Source organism: Polynucleobacter sp. JS-Safj-400b-B2, from assembly GCF_018881975.1.
Taxonomy (GTDB): Bacteria; Pseudomonadota; Gammaproteobacteria; order Burkholderiales; family Burkholderiaceae; genus Polynucleobacter.
This window is the reverse complement of the sequence record NZ_JACVPJ010000006.1, coordinates 1-13063: the sequence shown is the minus strand read 5'-3', so window position 1 is coordinate 13063 and position 13063 is coordinate 1. Positions and strand designations below refer to the sequence as shown.

20 protein-coding genes are annotated in these 13063 nt (G+C 40.5%); 10 read left to right on the top strand and 10 right to left on the bottom strand.

The genetic code is table 11. The features are described from left to right. Positions 1-526 precede the first annotated feature (526 nt). From ICN48_RS08160 to ICN48_RS08150, 3 genes are all read right to left on the bottom strand, one after another. Positions 527-1036 (bottom strand): hypothetical protein, encoded by a 510-nt coding sequence (locus ICN48_RS08160; RefSeq protein WP_215283661.1) that lies wholly within the window; start codon positions 1034-1036, stop codon positions 527-529. Then, a complete protein-coding gene (locus tag ICN48_RS08155; RefSeq protein WP_216153217.1) occupies positions 1033-1350 on the bottom strand; it encodes a hypothetical protein in 318 nt (105 codons plus the stop codon). Before ICN48_RS08155 ends, ICN48_RS08160 begins: the two co-directional genes overlap by 4 nt. Before the next feature lie 66 nt (positions 1351-1416). Then, positions 1417-2558, bottom strand: a protein-coding gene (locus ICN48_RS08150; protein WP_173959624.1) for an IS3 family transposase whose coding sequence is annotated in 2 segments (ribosomal slippage) — positions 1417-2291 and positions 2291-2558 — 1143 coding nt in all. Because the reading frame shifts where the segments join, the coding sequence is not laid out codon by codon here. Between the two features lie 77 nt (positions 2559-2635). Between ICN48_RS08150 and ICN48_RS08145 the strand changes: the two genes are divergently transcribed. After that, positions 2636-2962: a hypothetical protein gene (locus ICN48_RS08145; RefSeq protein ID WP_216153216.1), complete on the top strand. Its 327-nt coding sequence runs from the start codon at positions 2636-2638 to the stop codon at positions 2960-2962. 163 nt (positions 2963-3125) lie between these two features. Beyond that, positions 3126-4472: a hypothetical protein gene (locus tag ICN48_RS08140; RefSeq protein ID WP_216153215.1), complete on the top strand. Its 1347-nt coding sequence runs from the start codon at positions 3126-3128 to the stop codon at positions 4470-4472. Positions 4473-4531: 59 nt separating this feature from the next. On the opposite strand, the gene ICN48_RS08135 is transcribed toward ICN48_RS08140, so the two are convergent. From ICN48_RS08135 to ICN48_RS08110, 6 genes are all read right to left on the bottom strand, one after another. Then, the gene (locus ICN48_RS08135) at positions 4532-4729 is read right to left on the bottom strand and encodes a hypothetical protein (protein ID WP_216153214.1); all 198 of its coding nucleotides are present in this window, start codon (positions 4727-4729) and stop codon (positions 4532-4534) included. Between the two features lie 2 nt (positions 4730-4731). Continuing rightward, the gene (locus tag ICN48_RS08130; protein ID WP_216153213.1) at positions 4732-5250 is read right to left on the bottom strand and encodes a zeta toxin family protein; all 519 of its coding nucleotides are present in this window, start codon (positions 5248-5250) and stop codon (positions 4732-4734) included. Next, positions 5247-5444, bottom strand: coding sequence for an antitoxin VbhA family protein (locus ICN48_RS08125; RefSeq protein WP_216153212.1), 198 nt, complete (start codon positions 5442-5444; stop codon positions 5247-5249). Before ICN48_RS08125 ends, ICN48_RS08130 begins: the two co-directional genes overlap by 4 nt. 85 nt (positions 5445-5529) lie before the next feature. Further along, the gene (locus tag ICN48_RS08120; RefSeq protein WP_216153211.1) at positions 5530-6186 is read right to left on the bottom strand and encodes a putative quorum-sensing-regulated virulence factor; all 657 of its coding nucleotides are present in this window, start codon (positions 6184-6186) and stop codon (positions 5530-5532) included. A gap of 120 nt (positions 6187-6306) precedes the next feature. Further along, a complete protein-coding gene (locus tag ICN48_RS08115; RefSeq protein ID WP_216153210.1) occupies positions 6307-6774 on the bottom strand; it encodes a hypothetical protein in 468 nt (155 codons plus the stop codon). A 39-nt stretch (positions 6775-6813) separates the two neighbouring features. Next, positions 6814-7257 (bottom strand): DUF6641 family protein, encoded by a 444-nt coding sequence (locus tag ICN48_RS08110; protein WP_216153209.1) that lies wholly within the window; start codon positions 7255-7257, stop codon positions 6814-6816. 155 nt (positions 7258-7412) lie between these two features. Between ICN48_RS08110 and ICN48_RS08105 the strand changes: the two genes are divergently transcribed. From ICN48_RS08105 to ICN48_RS08095, 3 genes are all read left to right on the top strand, one after another. Next, positions 7413-7691, top strand: coding sequence for a hypothetical protein (locus ICN48_RS08105; protein ID WP_216153208.1), 279 nt, complete (start codon positions 7413-7415; stop codon positions 7689-7691). Positions 7692-8119: 428 nt separating this feature from the next. Continuing rightward, positions 8120-8476 carry a hypothetical protein gene (locus ICN48_RS08100; protein ID WP_216153207.1) on the top strand — a complete coding sequence of 119 codons (357 nt, stop codon included), beginning with the start codon at positions 8120-8122 and terminating at the stop codon, positions 8474-8476. A gap of 236 nt (positions 8477-8712) precedes the next feature. After that, the gene (locus ICN48_RS08095; protein ID WP_216153206.1) at positions 8713-9285 is read left to right on the top strand and encodes a site-specific integrase; all 573 of its coding nucleotides are present in this window, start codon (positions 8713-8715) and stop codon (positions 9283-9285) included. Here ICN48_RS08095 and ICN48_RS08090 read toward each other — a convergent pair. Further along, entirely contained in the window at positions 9277-10131 is an 855-nt protein-coding gene (locus ICN48_RS08090) for a hypothetical protein (RefSeq protein ID WP_216153205.1), read from the bottom strand. The genes ICN48_RS08095 and ICN48_RS08090 overlap by 9 nt on opposite strands. Positions 10132-10242: 111 nt before the next feature. Here ICN48_RS08090 and ICN48_RS08085 point away from each other — a divergent pair, with 111 nt between their 5' ends. Genes ICN48_RS08085 through ICN48_RS08065 form a run of 5 tightly spaced genes read left to right on the top strand, consistent with a single transcriptional unit; the run spans position 10243 to position 12959 of the window. Continuing rightward, on the top strand, positions 10243-10857 hold the full coding sequence (locus ICN48_RS08085) for a hypothetical protein (RefSeq protein ID WP_216153204.1): 615 nt from the start codon (positions 10243-10245) through the stop codon (positions 10855-10857). Between the two features lie 58 nt (positions 10858-10915). Continuing rightward, positions 10916-11755 carry a hypothetical protein gene (locus ICN48_RS08080; RefSeq protein ID WP_216153203.1) on the top strand — a complete coding sequence of 280 codons (840 nt, stop codon included), beginning with the start codon at positions 10916-10918 and terminating at the stop codon, positions 11753-11755. Further along, complete coding sequence (locus ICN48_RS08075; RefSeq protein ID WP_216153202.1) at positions 11756-12154, top strand: hypothetical protein; 399 nt, start codon at positions 11756-11758, stop codon at positions 12152-12154. It begins immediately after the preceding gene. Between the two features lie 60 nt (positions 12155-12214). Further along, complete coding sequence (locus ICN48_RS08070) at positions 12215-12439, top strand: hypothetical protein (RefSeq protein ID WP_216153201.1); 225 nt, start codon at positions 12215-12217, stop codon at positions 12437-12439. Between the two features lie 34 nt (positions 12440-12473). Then, positions 12474-12959 (top strand): hypothetical protein, encoded by a 486-nt coding sequence (locus ICN48_RS08065; RefSeq protein ID WP_216153200.1) that lies wholly within the window; start codon positions 12474-12476, stop codon positions 12957-12959. The last annotated feature ends 104 nt before the right edge of the window (positions 12960-13063 follow it).

Below are 13063 nucleotides of genomic sequence, written 5' to 3'. Positions count from 1 at the left end.
TTACACACCGCTTACACACCAGGGCAAAAACCGAGGTGTGTAGTAAATAGGCTTTTTGTGTGGTTTTAACTAGTTAAGAATTGTAAAAAACACTGTGTATTAAGGTGTGTAGTAAATAAGATTAATGTACGAGTTTTAGGGCCCATAGCTCAGTTGGTTAGAGCAGAGGACTTAACTGCACTAAACCTACCGCATCAAAAGTGCCAGGGTTTATTGCTAGTGGGTTGCATATGAGTAAGTTAGCTCTGCTCGTATGTAGAACTACTCAAATTCGGGGAAGCCTCTGTGTAACAGCGTGGTAATCCCGAGCCAAGCTAGGTAGTAATGCTTAGAAGGTGTAGAGACTGTACGGGTAGGTCGTAAAGACAAGAGACAGTCCAGACTACAAACTGGAAACAGGCAGTGAAAACTGTAGTGGTAAGCATAATCCTTTGGTCCCAGGTTCAAGTCCTGGTGGGCCCACCAATAATCTAATACCAACTCTAGGGTTGGTATTTTTTTGAGCGTTACTTAAAGTAACGGTTACTCAGTGAAGATTTGAATAAAACTCAATTAAATAATCTATTGCCATATCACTATTAATTGAATGGAAATATCGTAAAAGATTTCCATAGCTACTCGGCACTTGATTGAAGGGGTGTCTAAATAAATGACCTGCTCCCCATTTTGACTCGATAAAACTATCATTAGATACTAAGCCAATATGTTGAATATCTTCATCCTGATAATAGATTGCATAGTCATTGAGTGGATCTGTTTGTGGATCCAGCTCTTTGATGTAGCCCTTTCCAATGAGAAAGTTTAGAAATTTTGTATTTGCATAGTACCTTCCAAAAGGAGAGGTTGGATCTTCTAATCGAAAATCTAGTGCATACATTACACAATTAAAATCATCACTTAGATCGGATTTTCTGATGATGGTTATGGAATGATTTTTTAGTTCGTCTAAATTTGCTTGATGGCTATCTAAATCTTTATTTTGACCAATCTTTTGCTCTAAATCTTTTCTTAGTTGTGTTTGATCAAGTTTTATCATCGCCTTCTTTTGGTCATATGTGCAGTTGCTGCGGCAAGCCAACCTTTTCTGTGTGCGATGGCATATGCGCTTGATTCATTGGCACGCCATTCAGCTTGCCTTATATATTGTTTAGCGCTTTGAATAATGTTCTCTTTAGTCCATTTGCCATGTTCAGTAACAAAGGTCATATGTTTTGTGGCTATATCAGCTAAGCCATGAGCTAAAGCAAATCTATAGGTTTTTGAAGAGCCCTTCATCCATTCAGCGCGAGTTTTGTATTTCTTTGCCTCCTCTAAAATAGTATCTTCATCAAAAGCTAGTCCACTTTGCACTTTCTTCAACTCGGTGAACTGCTGTCAATTTAGGTCCACTACCAAAGAGAGTTTTTCTATAGTAAATCATTGCAGCAACATGGGTTGATTTTGTATTATTTGGGGTACTTGGGTTTGGGGTGCTGGTGGTCTGTAACCTAAAGCGCTATGCGGCCTGACATGGTTGTAATGCTTAACCCACTCCCCCACGATGATCTGGGCTTCTTTTAAGCTATAGAAGATCTCCCCATCCAAAAGATTGTCTCTAAAGGTGCCGTTAAAGCTTTCACAAAAGCCATTCTCCCAAGGGCTGCCCGGTTCAATGTAGGCTGTCTTTACTCCAATGCCAGATAACCAACTACGCAGCTCTTTAGCAATAAATTCTGGGCCATTATCACTTCGGATGTGCTCGGGGATGCCGTGAGTAATCATGGCGTTGGCCAGTTGTTCAATCACTTGGATTGAGCCAATTCGTCTAGCGCAGTGGATCGTTAAACACTTTCTACTGAACTCATCAATCATGGTCAGCATCCGGATCTTGCCACCATAAGCGTCCCTGATAAAGACAAAGTCATAACTCCAAACATGATTGGTATGAGTAGCTCGCAACCTCATACAGCTGCCATCGTTAAACCAGAGTCTGCCTCTAGGAGGTTGCTTTTGTGGGATCTTTAGGCCTTCTTGCCGCCAGATGCGAGCAACCTTGGCGGTAGTCGCTTGCCCCCAACCAGCGTTACGCATCATGCCCGCAATAAATCTATAACCGTAACGGCCATAGGTGCTGGCCATGCGGATGACTTCGGCTCTAAGGGGCTCTTCGTCATCTCTAGGCAATGGCATATAGCGATACGCTGCTCTAGATAGCCCCACTAAACTGCAGGCAGTCCGCTCAGAGATAGAATGCTGGTCCATGAGCAGCTGCGCTGCATTTTTACGCCTAGTAGGGCTTAGAAGTTTCCCTTAATGACTTCCTTAAGCATGACTTCTCGTAGCGATAAGTCCGCTACGAGCTTCTTGAGTCGGGTATTTTCCAGTTCTAGATCTTTGTACTTACGAGCTTGATCGACCTTCATGCCGCCATAAATCTTGCGCCAACGATAGTAGCTTTGCTCTACCGTTCCCACTTCTTTACAGGCCTGGGCTAGGGTTTTGCCGTTCGTTGTCAGGACATCGATTTGACGCAATAAGGTGACGATTTGCTCGGGTTTAAGACGTTGGCCTTTTGCCATATTTAGCACTCCTTTAAGGTGAAGATTATCAAAAATCCTCTCTTCTGGAGTGGTACTAAAAATCAGGTCAGTTCAATATGGATAGGCGGCTCCATAAAAAGAATCACTGGACATTGGCTGCCTGCATTGAAGATGCTCAGCAATACAAGACGAAGTCTGAATGGCAGCAGGCAACAAGAAGTGGGTATTCAATAGCTGCTAAGAACAAGTGGATTGAGAAATGCACAGCCCATATGGAGCCAGATGGCCGAAAAACTTTAGGGCAGAGATTATGGACAAAAGAAAAATGCATGGAACTTGCTAAGGCTTGTAATTCTCGGGCTGAATTTAAAAAGGCTTCTGGGTCGGCGTATTTAAGGGCTAGAGTAAAAGGCTGGTTGGATGAGTGCTGTGCCCATATGTAGAGAAGCTAATCACTGTAATAAGCGTTACTTTAAGTAACGCTTATGTCTTCATAATCACCCCATTAACCACCATAACTAGCCACACTTTCTTTTGGCTAAATTGACCTCTTCAATTCCTCCAATTAGGTTGTCCTAGCCTGGTGTCTGAAGCTAAAGTATGTGTATGGCAACTAAAAAAGAAAGTACACATCAACTCATACACTGCAACCTAACCCTCTATCAACGCGAGCATAGTGCCGTATGGCAATGTCGCTATAAGGTGGATAACAAATGGATACGAGCAACTACTAAAGAGACCCAGCTTGATTTGGCTGTGAATAAAGCTAAAGAGCTATTAGTGGAAGCAGAAATACGCAAGCGCTCCGGCATCCCAGTGGTAACCAAACGCTTTAAAGATATCGCTATGCTGGCAATTGATCGTATGGAGAGAGACTTAAAAGGCGGTCTAGGCAAGTCAATCTACAAAGACTACATCCGCATAATCAATGAGCATTTCATTCCCAGTCTTGGACAGCGGCTTATTACCAATATTGATTACGACGCCCTGCAGCATTACTACGATGATCGTGAAGCCAAGTATGGCTTGGCAATATCGAACAGCAATCGTAAAACTCAAAATGCTGCATTTAATAGAGTCTTTGATGAGGCTATTGTTAGAGGTTACTTAACCGAGAGTAACCGTCCCAAGTTAGATGGCAAGACCAAAGAGAGTGTTCGTCGCCCAGCGTTTGAATTGCATGAGCTAAGAGCCTTACTTAAACTCTTGGGCCCATATATAGAATCAGGTAGAACCAAGGATGTCCGGGAGCGTCGTGAGATCCTACGAGACTATGTAGAGATGCTGGTTGATACGGGAGCAAGGCCAGGCATTGAGCTGCTGGATATGAAATGGAAGCAAATCCGATTCATGATGAATCCCATTAGTACAGTCACAGACCAATTGGATGAAGAAGGGGAAGTCATTGAAGTGCATAGCCTAAACCGTAGTTGCGAGATGACAGTTAAAGGGAAAACTGGGCAAAGGCAGATTATTGGACGACTGCCCAGCATCAGAGTTTTAGAGCGGATTGCCATGCGTAACTATGGGGTAGCTAGCTCAATTAAAGATCCCTTGGCGCAGCTGATTAAACCCACCAATGATGATTACATCTTTAGAACCAAAGAAGGTAGAGATTTAAGTGATGTGCTTAATCACATGTTTGATGGCTTCTTAGCAGACCATGGTTTATTAATAGACCCCAAGACAAATCAAAAGCGGGTGTTCTATAGCTTGCGCCATACCTATGCCACGTTAGCGCTTACTCACGATATAGTGCCTATCCATACGTTAGCCAAACAAATGGGTACTAGCGTCTTAATGATTGAGCGGCACTATAGCCACTTACAGGTAATACAGGCTATTGAGCAGTTACGCGGAGCTAATACTAGAAAGCTGATTGAAGCTGATAACATGGCGGCGGATAACTATCCCAGTAAGAAGCGGGCAGAACGGGAGCTGCGGGCGGCTTAGGTTAGGACAAGCGTTACTTTAAGTAACGCTTAGGATTGAGAGCTCTCCCTACTAACGGATTAGGGTGTAAGTTGGCGTTGCTTAATAAGTTCTGCAGCTGGTATCCGAACAATCTTGCCATCAATAGTAGTTACGATTGCAGTATTAGTTTGGATTGCTAGGTCAATCGCTGCTTGACCAGCGCGTTGCATGGCATAGTAGGATCCAGCGATATCAGGATCTGATGAATTACGTATGTCTTTGCTTGGAATAGTCATAGTTAACCTTGATCCGTTTGCTCCGGTGGCGTTTTATCACCATTTAACAATACCCATGATTTTACAGCCTTTTGATATTTAGATAAATTCTCAAGGCCTGCGGTGTAGCGCCTACGAATTACTTCTTCAGGAATATTATGCCCTCCCTGTGCCACCCGCTCTGCTACTCGGGAAATAGCTAATTCAGGAGAGCTTAATGCAATAAACCAGAGTTTGATGGTGTAGCCTAAATCTTTCCACTCCTGAATGCGTTGCAGGTAATGGGCTCCAGATAAAGTTGTTTCAAAGGCAAAGCTTTCACCAGCTTTGGTGTATTCATCTAATTCATTTAGCATTAATCGGGCTGCTTTAAATGAAACAGATTCAGGATTAAATGGCGCCAATCCAGCGGCTATGAGATCAGCGTTAATAAAGCGAAACGTATGTGCTTCTTCTGGCAAAAAGTTCTTGGCAAAAGTCGTTTTACCAGCACCATTGGGCCCAGCAATAATGATAATTTTTTTACTCAAAGAAGGCGTCATCTAATTTGATTTACAGCACGTCGTTGCTTGGTTTCTTTTACTAATTGCGCAATACTCTTTTTGCCATAAATGTAATCAGCAAGGTTTTGCTCTAAATGCTTAGTAGGTGTAATGCCTTCAATGCGAGCAGGGGCCACAGCGTTAGAAACGTTGTACTTGCTGGTCTGAGATTGGGTAGCAAACTTAACTGGCATGATTCTATTTTAGTAGATTCAAGACTGATTTCATAGTGAAATCACAGCTAAAATATACTTAAAATTACGCTTTTAAATAAGAAATTCAAGCCCCCAAAGCCTTCCGCAAATAGGGATCTATATCCCCTTGTCCTAACAGCCACTGTTTGTAGTCGCTGGGAACATCCGCTAACAATAAGCCCTTATGTTTACCAAATGGCATAGTCGTTGGGGTTCTAGCTTTTTCAGATTCAGCATATAAATCTTCAATAGTTTTAACGCCCAACTGCTGGCATATGTGATCTAGGATCACAGCGCAAACGCCCGCATCCGCAATCGCAGAGTGAGCATTGCGTAATTGCTCTCGTGCTGTATCGCGCTCCAAGTAGTACATCAATGCGCTTTGATTATGGCTATCTAAATCAGGCCATAGTTTGCGAGCTAGGGCTAGCGTACAAATACGTTTGATTTCAGGTTTGCCGATAACTTCCCAGTCAAAGTCCACGTTATGCCCAATGATGTAGTCCACATGACCGGGCAATGTAAAGCTAGCTGCGGGTGGGCAATCTACCAATTCTTCATCCATGATGTGATGAGTAGCTAGTGCACCAAGGGTAATGGGTTTACCAGGGTTATAACGCTGTACAAATGGGTTGGTAACCGTAAAGGGTTCAATGGATTCAAGCTCAACCCAAGCTGCTTCTATGAGTACGGGTTCTTTAATGCCTGTGGCTTCGGTATCGAAAATAATGGTTATGGACATAAGTAATGGGGTTTGTAGTTATAGGTGTAATTATGAGCGTTACTTAAAGTAACGCTTAGAAAGTATCTGTATTGCGGCTCGTATAGCCTGTCTGCGTGATGAGTAAGAAAATCGATTTGACTAATAAGAATGCGGTAGTGATCCATTAGAGCGGTTTTGCTCGCCTTGTTTTCTTGCCAATTCCAATTTTTTATTAAACTCAGGATTTCCGCCCCCAATAGGGCTAATGATATTAGTTGGTAATGGCTGCAATGACTTTGGCATCTTAGCCATATCTTTATCAAAAGCCTTTTTAACTGCTTGCGCATAGTTTTGTTGATGCTTGTGCTGTTGGTATTTTATTTGTGTCGGTGTTTGAGGTATTGGTTTCGGCTTTGGCAGTGGCTTGGGGGGTGCTGCATAAGGTGCTTTTTTAGGTTTCGGAGAGACCTTTGCCTTCACTATTTTTTTCAATGGAGTCGTTCTGTAAGACTTAGTTGCTGGCGCTTTTAATCGCCGCTCCCAACTAAAAGCCGCCCAAGCGCCATCCATGAGGATTTTGAGTAAAGCCAATTGATCTTCGGGGCTAGTAAATTCATTTATACGCAAGATATTCTCCTATTCATATATTTAGCCCGAACTAACTATCTACCTATTAAAACTCGATTTAGTAAAATTACTTGCTGCGGTGATTGCAGTATCTAGTTCACCATCTAAGACGGCTGTTTTAAGAGTCTTAAGTACATATATCAAAGCATCTGTATTGGCGCACACTATGGCATTACTACCATCTGCTGCCAGTGGTAAGACTTTGGATCCATATTTGACTGATAAGTGAATTAGTCCATCTGGTGCAGTCCAGTGCCATTCTTTAATTCGTTTGACTGCTTCTACAGTCATGCGCTGCCCAGTTTGCTTGTTGATATATGTACGAAGCTTTTTAGGCGCATATAACTGCCCATTCTTTTTGGCCTCACAAAGCTCTAGCTGTTCATGGATTTTAGCTACTAACTTATTGCGTCGATGCACTATGGGACTAGCTTTTATAGCCTTCTTACTTGTGGTTAACTCAAAACTACTTAATACTGACATTTCACACTCCTTTTGCTGTTTGTATATTTAATACAGTAGCTTCAGAGATTAGAAATTCCTACCGAAAAAATCCAGAAAATCAGCCTTATAAGCCATTGAAATCTATGGAGAAGTAAAAAAGAATAAGGTGATCATTGGTATTGCTAAATATCTTTATGCAAAGTTATCGAACGATTAAAGATATGAAGCTTAGGGATCGCTGGCTTAAATCTAATGGATATAACCCAAGAAATTTTTTTAATCCTGATTTAGAGATTGATTTAGTAAGAGCGCTAGCAGCTAGTAAGCAGTTGTTGGAAGACTTCAAAGATTTATTAACACTAGAGCAAATTGAACTCATTAAGGATTTCAATAAAAAGGCAACTCCTCGACGAATGTATCAAGTACTTAATTTATATAAAAAGATACGTAGGCAATTACATAGGCAGAGTTAAATGTAGTGAGGTTAGCCCACCTTAAACGGCAAAAACGCGGGTTGTAATACGTCGGCTAATGAGCCCGCACTTGGCATAACTGCTCTAAAGGTTATGCACCACAAGTAGGCCGCAGAATTCCCTCAAATCTAGGGTTTGGAGTTTTAATACATCTGTCTCCAATAAATTCTTTTAGAGTCGTGTTGCTGAGGAACTCATAGTGCCAATCTACACGTAAGCGGCGGCGAATAGTGCTTTCCTAGCGCTATAGCCGTCGTTTGACTAAAGAATCTATAGCCCAATCAAGTCATAAAACCATTTATCCAGTCATGAATATTCTGTAATATAAGAAGAAGTAAATGTGATGAGCGTGAGCGAAGAACGGGCGAACTTGTTTCGCCCTGAAGTAATGCAGTTATGAATGCAATCGAATTTCGAAGGGATAAATCATGAGTTCTAAAAAGAGTTCTTCTAATATAGATCAAACATCTAAAACTGAGGCAATATCTAATGATTTTTATAAAAGGATTTATATCTTTCAAGATGAACTACTTGAATCTGGTAAAAACTTTATTAGGTATTGGCTACGAGATGCTGATGAAGAAGGGGAGTTTGAGGAGGCCATTGATTGGATGCTGGGTGCTGATGCTGGGGGTCTTATAAAGCAGAATAAGGGTGTATTTTCCTTCGAGATTGCAGCTTATGCCTGGAATGAGTTTTTGAATGAAGAAGATGAAGATGAAAATAGAGCTGGAGATGAGGACGCATCTATCTATGAAAGGGTTAGAGTTTGGTTTGATGTTTAATAGCTAAAAAATTATTCGATACCTTATAAATTTAGTCATTTATGCCATTGTTTTTCAGAAAAATTCTACAGTTTTAAAAACTACAGGAAATCTAGCTTTCCTGTAGTTCAGCTTGTAAGTCATTGAAAACCTAGAGATCACATACACTGTGGCATTTTGACACTCTCGGTTGTCCATTCCATACATCAGAAAATATGCTTATAGCTAAGTAAATATTACTTTTAGGAGCTAGCTATATGGCACAAGCAAAGACATTTAAAACTGAAGAATTAGAACGAGTACTTGATTACGTAAAACTATCTAAATATGCCCAGCGTAATAGGGCGATATTGCTACTAACGCATTGGGCTGGACTTAGAGTGGGTGAAGTTGCTGCGCTACGCATGTGCGATGTTTTAGACGCCAATTTGACGGTGAAAAGCGAGATTCGCTTGAGTGCTGAGCAGACTAAAGGTGCGATAGCTCGCACTGTATTTGTGAATGAGAAACTGAGGATTGAATTACAGAGTTATGCAGATACTCTAAAAACCAGAGATTCCCAGTGGGCCTTCTTTCCTACCCAGAAGTTTCCACGAAGAGGCTTTACTGCTAATACATTAACTCAGCATATGAATGGCATCTATAGGCAATGCCAAATAGAAGGGGCCACGAGTCATAGTGGACGTAGAAGCTTTATCACTAACTTGGCTAGCAAAGGGATTGGTGTGAGAGTGCTTATGAGCTTGGCAGGTCATAAGAACATCAGCACTACACAAGCTTATATTGATGTGAACGATGATATGAAGCGAAGAGCTGTAGAGCTAATCTAATGCTTTTCTCCGTTTAGGTGCACTGCTACCTGCTGGTCTTCCAGCTTCTCGTTCATAAGGGGTCAGTATTGCCTCTTTAAATGGGCGGTTGTTTGGAAAGCGTCCACGGGCAGCATTCTCAGCAACTAAGGCAGCATTTTTGATGAGTCTACTAGCTGCAATACTCATCACCTCCTTATTAGCCGAATATTTATAGGCCATTTTAGTTTCTAATAGCATCTCATCAAAGGTTTGGCTTGGTACAAGGTTCAATCGATTGCCAATTTGCCAAAGCTGCATTTTCTTTTTATACATGCGCAGGGCTTGAAGTCCTTGTTGTAAATTCTTTTGTCTTAACTTGATCTTTTCCAGTTGGTACTTGGGTTTAAGTGTTTTGGGTATAGATGTAGAAAACTCATAGCCTTTGGCCAATTGCTTAACTTGTTTCACCGCTTCCGAGATAGTTAGGCTGAGGGGTATCTCAAACACCAAGCTTTGGTACATGGACTTATTAATAGATATTGATTTACTATTTTCATTTAGCTCGCCAGCCAACCTAACTTTGGCAGTAGCAGCTTGGATGCCATATAGCTGCATACCTATCTGCTGCCACCAGGTAACTTCATTCATCTTATAGATAGCGCCAAAGTCCTTTAATACTTGCTCTACGACTTTTAAATCCTTTGGCTGTGCATATGGGCTCTTTTGACCTTGTAGCTTTCTATAAACAAACTCATAGCTGGGACTAGCTTTTAAGTAGTCGCATATCAAGTCATAACGCCAATCTGGCGCTACAGACACTCCAGAGTGGTCAAAGTCAGCTCCAAATTCAAGTAATGGGAAACGGGTTTTTGGACTGTTTTTCATACTATTAATATTAACAAGTATTTTGTAATAAAGATAGTAATAATAATACTTGTTAACAAAGATTCTAATAGAGTTATAGCAATTTCGCTATGTTTATTAGGAGTCTTAAAAATGCAATTTACACAAGAAAAGATAAAGCTAACCAACGCAATTGATGGGTTTAGTGGGCAAAACTTATTAGATGTGAATACAACAATTACTCACTCTTTAGAAAGGTCCGAATTACACATATATTCGCGTGCTATTGGAAAGGTACTGAATAAAGATACTTTGAACAGAGATGACTTGAAGGTACTAGACAAGATTGATGCGCTGACTTATGAAAAGCATGGTATGTGTTTAAAAGATGCAGCTGTAACCAAGGCTAGACTTAAAGCATGCAAAAAGTATGGAATGCAATTTATTGATAGGGATGGTTTAGTTGTTCATTTACAGATGATGACCAATCTAAATCAAGAAAAAACTGCAGCACATAAGTTTGGTGCTTATATGGCCGATAAGTTAGGCGCAGGCTGCATCGAGGCTTTTTATAAAGCAATGCATAAAGTTAAGCAGGGCATTGATCTAGATATTACTGATTTAAAGACTTTTGATGCAATAGAAGAAATTGCCGAAAAGAAATTTAATTGGTGCATACGTGATGAGAAAGTACAAACTGCGAGAAAAAATGCATCTGACAAGTTGGGAATGAAATTTATAGATTTATCTAAAGTTACATTTCACTAATAAAAAGATATGCAAGCGTTACAAAATGTAATGCTTGCTTCATTCGAATGAGGAAAAAATGAAAAACGAAATTATTGAATTAGAAAATAATAGGGAAAGTACTCCGCCAGTCATCGTCAAAAGCTTCATTAGCCAGGCTGATGATTTAGCAGAGGAGCATGAGCAATTTAATGCTAACTATATTGTTGGCGGACGTTTAGCTTTATATGACTTGCTAGCAAAAATTTTCGCTTTATATCAACAGCTTAATTCTGCTGCTGATAAAAAAAAGTTGATCAGTAATATGAAGCACAAGCTGGTTCATAGCTATAAGATTCGCGTCCAATCAAACAGCTCAGATGCTGGAGTATTGGTTCGATATATCACCCGTGCAGATCGTAAAACAGCTCACGTCTATGCTCGCGTGATCGAATCAGCTGTTATTAATCAAATTTCAGTAGAGCAATTTAAGGATTTTGTTCAAGAATGCGGTGGAGTAGAAAACATGCGCTCTTTAGGTGTAGATCCAGCAACGAAAGCCAAGCAGGAGGAGTTAGAGCAATTTAAATATGACTTAGGTTGGAGGTATTGTTTAGCACGTGAGGAGTTGCCTTTTGCTGTATTTGAATCTCCAATGGATTTCAGCAAGCGTAAAGATGTATTTTTTGAGTATTACGCATGTATAAAGCGTGAAGGCATGCGTTATGTGATTGCCAATATTCCTGCTGATCCTGCATTTAATGATCGTGCAGTCCAGTTGATTGGTAATCAACTCGGTGATTTAGAAAATGCAGAGGAACTTGTTAGTAAGTTATATAACAAATCAATAGAAATTCGTAAAGAACGAATTGAAAAGGAGATGCCTGAACTGGCAAAGATTCTAGAAGCAAGGAAATGCGAAGAGAGGAAGGTTCAATAAATGAATAATTTAAATATGATCACCATTGGTCTGCAAGGACTTGGCTTTGAGAATTCCATAGATATTCCAGCAGATATGTTTTTTGAATTAATGGAAAATATTCCACATATGATTGAACGAATTGGTTTGGCTAAGTCTAAAAAGCAATATGCCGATATGTGGGATAGCGTCGATTCTACAATTGGGAATAGGGGAAATCTCAGCTGGTTTAATAGTGATCAGGAGGGAAAAGTTTTGTTACGTCGGTGCCAGATCCTTGCGGCGCTTGCAGCTCATTTATTTGAAATTCCTTTAATCCTATCTGGGGATGAAATTGTTGAGAAGCTAGAGGGTATTGGGGGAATTAATATTACAGAGCAGGTTGAAAATGGTTCAATACCCATGGAGCAGTTTTTGTAAGCATTCTTCATTTATTAAAAAACTTATTCATGAAATTTAAAAATTAGAAAGGATTAAAGAATGTCAAACTTTAAAAGGTGTTTTACAAAAGAGGAGGCTGAGATAATTAAGCCATATATTAAGTATCTTTCAGAGTCAACAAAGATGAGCTCAAAGGAAATTAAAAATATGTATGAAATTATGATTCAAGGATATGTATTTAGAACTCCAGTTCTTAAGCAGATGGCTAAAAACTTTAAAGCTAAACATCCTACTGAAAAGTTACCAAAATGCTTAAAGCTTTAATATTCAATCTCTTGCTAAGCTAGGTCTTTGAAAGATGGAAAAAGAGAGCTACACAAGAACTGAGATTTACGAAATGCTCTGGGTTGAGCCCACTACTAAAGTGGCTCAGCTACTAGGCATATCAGATGTTGGTCTAGGTAAATGGTGCAAGGCCTATGGGGTACCAAAACCTAAGCTTGGGTATTGGGCAAAGGTGCAGCATGGGGTGGAGGTTCCTGAAAGGGAGCCTCTAGAACCCTGGTGGAATGAACATGAACCATCATTCACGGTAAATGCCATTGAGAAGGCAAAAATACTTGCTAGGGCTAATTTAGAAAAGTCCGAAGCCCCTGTTTGGGAGATTTATAAGGGTAATAGATTTGATGCTGCTGTAGATAAAACATTTGAGAGCTTTGATGTTGATAGTGTTTCTAAATTTGGCCGCACTGCCTCTAAACAAGGCTTTGCTGTAGATATCTCACCTAAAAGTACGGGAAGGGTGAAAAGAGTCTTGCAAACAGAAGTGGCCCCGTTCCTTTGAACAATTTCCCTTAATTTATAAGTGGATTCTTTGCTGTGGTTAAGCCGCCTTTAATGCTGACGGCAGGGTTTTAAAATACATCTCATCCGGAGTCATTCTATCAA

Excerpts from the sequence above, each read along its gene's own strand:
- ICN48_RS08160 (WP_215283661.1), bottom strand. The coding sequence starts at position 1,036 with ATGATAAAACTTGATCAAACACAACTAAGAAAAGATTTAGAGCAAAAG.
- ICN48_RS08145 (WP_216153216.1), top strand. The coding sequence starts at position 2,636 with ATGGATAGGCGGCTCCATAAAAAGAATCACTGGACATTGGCTGCCTGC.
- ICN48_RS08140 (WP_216153215.1), top strand. The coding sequence starts at position 3,126 with ATGGCAACTAAAAAAGAAAGTACACATCAACTCATACACTGCAACCTA.
- ICN48_RS08135 (WP_216153214.1), bottom strand. The coding sequence starts at position 4,729 with ATGACTATTCCAAGCAAAGACATACGTAATTCATCAGATCCTGATATC.
- ICN48_RS08130 (WP_216153213.1), bottom strand. The coding sequence starts at position 5,250 with ATGACGCCTTCTTTGAGTAAAAAAATTATCATTATTGCTGGGCCCAAT.
- ICN48_RS08125 (WP_216153212.1), bottom strand. The coding sequence starts at position 5,444 with ATGCCAGTTAAGTTTGCTACCCAATCTCAGACCAGCAAGTACAACGTT.
- ICN48_RS08120 (WP_216153211.1), bottom strand. The coding sequence starts at position 6,186 with ATGTCCATAACCATTATTTTCGATACCGAAGCCACAGGCATTAAAGAA.
- ICN48_RS08110 (WP_216153209.1), bottom strand. The coding sequence starts at position 7,257 with ATGTCAGTATTAAGTAGTTTTGAGTTAACCACAAGTAAGAAGGCTATA.
- ICN48_RS08105 (WP_216153208.1), top strand. The coding sequence starts at position 7,413 with ATGCAAAGTTATCGAACGATTAAAGATATGAAGCTTAGGGATCGCTGG.
- ICN48_RS08100 (WP_216153207.1), top strand. The coding sequence starts at position 8,120 with ATGAGTTCTAAAAAGAGTTCTTCTAATATAGATCAAACATCTAAAACT.
- ICN48_RS08095 (WP_216153206.1), top strand. The coding sequence starts at position 8,713 with ATGGCACAAGCAAAGACATTTAAAACTGAAGAATTAGAACGAGTACTT.
- ICN48_RS08090 (WP_216153205.1), bottom strand. The coding sequence starts at position 10,131 with ATGAAAAACAGTCCAAAAACCCGTTTCCCATTACTTGAATTTGGAGCT.
- ICN48_RS08085 (WP_216153204.1), top strand. The coding sequence starts at position 10,243 with ATGCAATTTACACAAGAAAAGATAAAGCTAACCAACGCAATTGATGGG.
- ICN48_RS08080 (WP_216153203.1), top strand. The coding sequence starts at position 10,916 with ATGAAAAACGAAATTATTGAATTAGAAAATAATAGGGAAAGTACTCCG.
- ICN48_RS08075 (WP_216153202.1), top strand. The coding sequence starts at position 11,756 with ATGAATAATTTAAATATGATCACCATTGGTCTGCAAGGACTTGGCTTT.
- ICN48_RS08070 (WP_216153201.1), top strand. The coding sequence starts at position 12,215 with ATGTCAAACTTTAAAAGGTGTTTTACAAAAGAGGAGGCTGAGATAATT.
- ICN48_RS08065 (WP_216153200.1), top strand. The coding sequence starts at position 12,474 with ATGGAAAAAGAGAGCTACACAAGAACTGAGATTTACGAAATGCTCTGG.